Origin of the sequence: Mesorhizobium sp. M7A.F.Ca.CA.002.05.1.1, assembly GCF_003998335.1 — a bacterium.
Taxonomy (GTDB): Bacteria; Pseudomonadota; Alphaproteobacteria; order Rhizobiales; family Rhizobiaceae; genus Mesorhizobium.
Map to the genome: position 1 here is coordinate 1 of NZ_RZQI01000423.1, position 5,040 is coordinate 5,040.

General features: G+C 62.1%; 6 protein-coding genes. 4 read left to right on the forward strand and 2 right to left on the reverse strand.

The annotated features are described in order from the left end of the window. Positions 1–743, forward strand: a 743-nt coding sequence (locus tag EN939_RS20440; protein ID WP_164751108.1) for an LOG family protein, incomplete at its 5' end; no start/stop codon positions are given. Between the two features lie 65 nt (positions 744–808). On the opposite strand, the gene EN939_RS20445 is transcribed toward EN939_RS20440, so the two are convergent. Continuing rightward, the gene (locus tag EN939_RS20445; protein WP_127269431.1) at positions 809–1,534 is read right to left on the reverse strand and encodes a pyrimidine 5'-nucleotidase; all 726 of its coding nucleotides are present in this window, start codon (positions 1,532–1,534) and stop codon (positions 809–811) included. Positions 1,535–1,694: 160 nt separating this feature from the next. On the opposite strand from EN939_RS20445, the gene EN939_RS20450 reads away from it, so the two are divergent. The 3 genes from EN939_RS20450 (at position 1,695) to EN939_RS20460 (ending at position 4,263) form a co-directional block, all read left to right on the forward strand. Next, positions 1,695–2,456: a GGDEF domain-containing protein gene (locus EN939_RS20450; protein ID WP_127269432.1), complete on the forward strand. Its 762-nt coding sequence runs from the start codon at positions 1,695–1,697 to the stop codon at positions 2,454–2,456. Positions 2,457–2,650: 194 nt separating this feature from the next. After that, a complete protein-coding gene (locus tag EN939_RS20455; protein ID WP_127269433.1) occupies positions 2,651–2,827 on the forward strand; it encodes a hypothetical protein in 177 nt (58 codons plus the stop codon). Beyond that, positions 2,824–4,263 carry a GMC oxidoreductase gene (locus tag EN939_RS20460; protein ID WP_127269434.1) on the forward strand — a complete coding sequence of 480 codons (1,440 nt, stop codon included), beginning with the start codon at positions 2,824–2,826 and terminating at the stop codon, positions 4,261–4,263. Before EN939_RS20455 ends, EN939_RS20460 begins: the two co-directional genes overlap by 4 nt. Positions 4,264–4,284: 21 nt before the next feature. Here EN939_RS20460 and phhA read toward each other — a convergent pair. Further along, positions 4,285–5,040 (reverse strand): phenylalanine 4-monooxygenase (phhA, locus tag EN939_RS20465; protein WP_127269435.1); only part of this gene is annotated, 756 nt, incomplete at its 5' end.

Consider the following 5,040-nt stretch of genomic DNA (forward strand, 5'->3'; position numbering starts at 1 on the left):
CCTACCGGCTCGCCTGGAACGATCCCGACTTCATGACGCGGCGCGAGTTGCGCGCGGTCCGGCTGCAGCTTGAACTCCTGAAACCGGAAATGATCCTGGCCGAACGCGGCATCCGTTCGACGGTGATCCTGTTCGGCGGCGCGCGCCTGCCGGAACCCGGCGGCGAGGCCTGGGCGGCCAAGAACGAGACGCAGAAGAAGAACCTCGAGGAAAACAGCAAATACTATGAGGAGGCGCGGAAATTCGCCCGCCTCTGCTCGCAGCAGTCGGCTACCTCCTATTACCGCGAATATGTCGTGGTGACCGGTGGCGGGCCCGGCGTGATGGAAGCGGGAAACCGCGGCGCCGACGATGTCGGCGCGCCGTCGATCGGCCTCAACATCGTCCTGCCGCACGAGCAGGCGCCGAACATCTATGTGACGCCGGAGCTCTGCTTCAACTTCCATTATTTTGCTATCCGCAAGATGCATTTCGTCATGCGCGCCAAGGCGGTCGCGGTGTTTCCGGGCGGCTTCGGCACGATGGATGAATTCTTCGAGACGCTGACCCTGATCCAGACAGGGCGCATGGAGCGCGTGCCGGTGATCCTGTTCGGCAAATCCTTCTGGAAGCGGGCGATCAATCTCGATTTTCTCGCCGAGCAGGGCACGATCAGCCCCGGCGATCAGGACATCATCGACTTCGTCGACACCGCCGACGAAGCCTGGGGGATCATCAGCCGGTTCTACAAGTTAGGGGAGTAGGGGAGTGGGGAATTGAAGAACTGGGGAACTGGGGGAATTGATCCGTAGAGACCGTCCTTCATTCTTCAATTCTTCAATTCCCCTCTTCCTTCCCCCTCCACAATCGCCGTCAGAAACCCCGCCAGGTCTCTGGTGACGATATCGACTCCGTCCTCGTTGGTCGGGTCGCGCTCCCAGATCTCGGCAAAGGTCGGCTCGAAATTGCGCGGCACGATAAGCACCGTGGTCATGCCGAGCGACTTCGGCACCGACAGGTTGCGGGCAAGGTCTTCGAACATCACCGCATTGTGGCCGGTGACGGCGTGGAGTTCAGCGAACTTCTCGTAGGTCTGGCGCGCCGGCTTGGGATTGAGCCCGGCGGCGACGATGTCGAAGATGTCGTCGAAATGGTCGAGGATGCCGAGTTGGCGCGCGGTGCGCTCGGCGTGCCTGCGGTCGCCATTGGTGAAGATGAACTTGCGGCCCGGAAGCTGGCGGATGGCGGTGCCGAGAACGGGGTCTGGCACCAGCCATGAATAGTCGATGTCGTGGACCTTCTCGAGGAAATCATCGGGGTCGATGCCATGACGTGTCATCAGGCCGTTCAGCGTCGTGCCATATTCGCGGTAGAGTTCCTTCTGCAACTTGCGCGCATCGTCGCGCGGCAATGCCAGCAGCTCGCCGACATAGGCGGTCATCTTGACGTCGATCTGCGAGAACAGATTCGAATGATGCGGATAGAGCGTGTTGTCGAGATCGAAGACCCAGTCGGTGACATGGGCGAAGCGGGCGGGGTCAGGGAGCGTGGTCATGGGCTCCTTATGGCATGAAACGCGCATTCCGGAAGCGACTTTATCCACAACTTCTGCTCGTTGAGGTTGCGTAAATCGCCTCACGATTCAAATTTTAGGCATCTGGGAAAGGTGGCCTTTAGGGCTTGCTGGCAGAGAGGCAGTCTTGTGGGAGCAAGCGATGAACAGCATAATTCTGAGATCCGCCGCCGTTGCTTTCGCCTCAGTCGCGGCCTCTCTCCTGCTGACCCTGATCATCGTTCCGGCCATGGGATTTCCGGTCAACCGCACGATCTGGCTGACCTCCACGCTCTGTCCGCTGGTGCTGGCGTGGGCTGCCAGCGCAAGCACTTTCTGGCAAAGCGACAGGCTGAAAAACGCGCATCGCGATCTCGCCCGAGCCCATGCCCAGCTCGCCGCCGCGCATCGCCGCCTGGCGGAAAAGGCGAGCCGCGACGACATGACCGGCATGCTCAACCGGGAAAGCTTCTTTGCCGCGCTCGACGGTTCGCGCCGCAAGTCCGATCGCGGCGCGCTGCTGATCATCGATGCCGATCACTTCAAGACCATCAACGACAATTTCGGCCATCTGACAGGTGATGACGCGCTGCTTTTGATCGCCAGCGCGATCCAGCGCGGCGTGCGCAGCGGCGATGTGCTCGGCCGCATCGGCGGCGAGGAGTTCGGCGCCTTCCTGATCGGCGCGACCGAGCAGGAGGCCAAGCGCGTCGCCGAGCGAATTCGCCGCGAAGTGGAGCTGATCCGCTTCCGGCCCGTCGACGAGCGGACCATTCCGCTCACGGTCAGCATCGGCGGCACTGTCTGCGGCGAGGAAGCCAGTGTGTCGGAGCTGATGCGCGCCGCCGACCGGCGCCTCTACCAGGCCAAGCACCAGGGCCGTAACCTGACGATCATCGACACCGGCATTTCCGAGGCGGCGTGATCCGATCTGCCGCAACCGGCCTGTTAAGAAAATTCTAACCCTGTTTGCACTCGGTTGTACCGCTTAGCCGGGTTTTCACTGCTTTGCGGCCAGACTTGGCACGATACTGGCTTCCACGGTGATGCATGTGTCGTTCCGGGAATTGCCGTTCTGGGAACGCCATGCAGTGCCGAAGCCCAGCCGAGAGACCAGCCATGAGTTTCATCATCAAGAAAATGTCACGCCGCGCGCTCGTGCAGGCGTTGATCGCATTGCCTGCCCTGTCTTTGTTCCGCAAGCTGCCTGATGCCGATGCAGCCGATCCAGAGCCCAACCCGAACGAGATCGTCGAGGTCAATGGCTGGATTCTGAGGCGGAGCGACCTGGCATGATCTTCGACAGCTACGAGGCGTATCGCGCCGCGAACTTCACCCCAAAAGTGTGCATCCTAGGCTCCGGTCCGGCCGGCACGACCATTGCCCGCAAGCTTGGCGCGGCCGGCATTCCGGTGGTGGTGATGGAGGCCGGTCCGCGCGAATTCAGCGACGAGTCGCAGGACTTTTACCGTGGCAGCACGGTCGGCGATTTCTATTTCGATCTCGACATAACCCGGCTGCGGTTGATGGGCGGCAGTTCCAACCACTGGGCCGGCTGGTGCCGCGTGCTCGACAAGCAGGATTTCGAGCCGAAGGCCTGGGTACCCGATACGGGCTGGCCGATCCGCCGCACCGACATCGAACCCTATCTGCCGGAAGTGCGCGACATTCTCGACCTTCCGGCCCTCCGGCCAGATGTGCCGATCTCGGACGACATTCGCTGGGTGCAGCTGATCAAGAGCCCGGCCGTGCGCTTCGCCGAGAAGTTCGGCGATGAACTCGACAAGGCCAAGAACATCGCGGTGGTGCTCAACACTTGTGCCACCGAGCTTACCGGCGACGGCAAACGCGTGACGGGCGCCAGACTGTGGTCGAACGGGCAGAATGCCGGCTCCTTCAGCGCCGACTATTTCATCGTCTGCACCGGTGGGCTGGAGAATTCGCGGCTGCTTCTGTGGTCCAACCAGCGCTCGAACGGCGGCGTCGTGCCGAATGCGACGGCGCTTGGCCGCTACTGGATGGAGCATCCGACCTTCGAGGGCGGCAATGCCATCCTGGCCGACTATAACGCGTTCGAGGTCGACGCCGTCAATGAGGCCTTCTTCTCGCCGACACTTGCCGCCACGGAGCGGCTGCAGATCATGAATTTCGGCATCCGGCTGATCGAGACGCCGTATCCCGGCGTCAAGAGCCTTATCGCCGACCTCGCCTGCACGGCACCCGACATGGCCGAGTGGATGTCCTCCAAGCTCAGTCAGAGACTGCGCTGCGCCGCGCAGCTCTACGTCGCCTGGGAACAGGCGCCGCTGGCCTCCAACCAGATCGAGTTGTCGAAGACCAATGTCGACCATGCCGGCGTGCCACGCATCGAATTGCACTGGAAGAAATCCGAACTGGAACATCGCACCCTGCTCGAAGGGCTCAGACTGTTCGGCAAGACGCTGATCGAGAAGAATCTCGGCCGCGTGCGCATTGCCGACTGGATCAGCAACGGCCAGGACTATCCGACCAATGACGAGACGGCGGGCCATCACCATATGGGCGGCACGCGCATGGGCACCGACGTCACCAAAAGTGTGGTCGACGCCAACTGCAAGGTGCACGGCATGGACAATCTCTATGTCGGCGGCTCCTCGGTGTTCTGCACGTCAGGCCAATGCAACCCGACGACGACGATCACCGCGCTGGCCTGCCGGCTGGGCGACCATCTGAGCAAGGTGGTCACCGCCTGACGGCTGCAGGGCAACTGCTGCCTAGAGCGTCGCCGGGTCGAGCGCCGGCTGGTCCTTGCGTCGGGCGACGATCGCCGCGAAATCGGCGGTCTGGAAGGCATCGCGCAAGGCGTCGAAGGACGGCAGCACGAAATAGGCGCGCTGGAACTTGTCGATCTCGTAGCCGGTGCGCATCACCGTTTCCAGGTCGAAGGGCACGTGGTGGGCGTCCTTGCCTTCGACCGCGAACTGCAGCTCGGTAAACGACGACATCAGGCCGGCGCCAAAGGCCTTTAGCGGCTGGCCGGCCTCCTGCATCAAGCCGTATTCGGCCGTGTACCAGTAGAGCCTGGAAATCATCTCGTCGCCGCCCAGCGCGATGATGTCGCCGGCCTTCTCGCCATACATCTGCATGAAGTCGGCGAACACCGGTTGCGACAGCGCCGGCACGTGGCCGAAGAAATCATGGAACATGTCGGGCTCGACAATGTAGTCGAGCTCCTGCCTGGTCCGCAGCCAGTTGGTGACCGGGAAGCGGCGATCGGCGAGATGATCGAAAAACGGGGCCGCGGGAATGAGACCGGGCACCGCGACGATCTCCCAGCCGGTCAATTTGCGCAGCTTGGCGCTGACCTCGTCGAAATCGGGAATACGGTCGAGCAGGCCAAGTTTTTCGACGCCGTCGAGATAGGAATGGTGGGCGAGCCTGCGCGTCAATTTGGTCTGGCGGTCGCACAGCGTGCGCCACACCGCCTGCTCTTCTTCGCTGTAATCGTAGCCCTGGGACACGGTGAAATC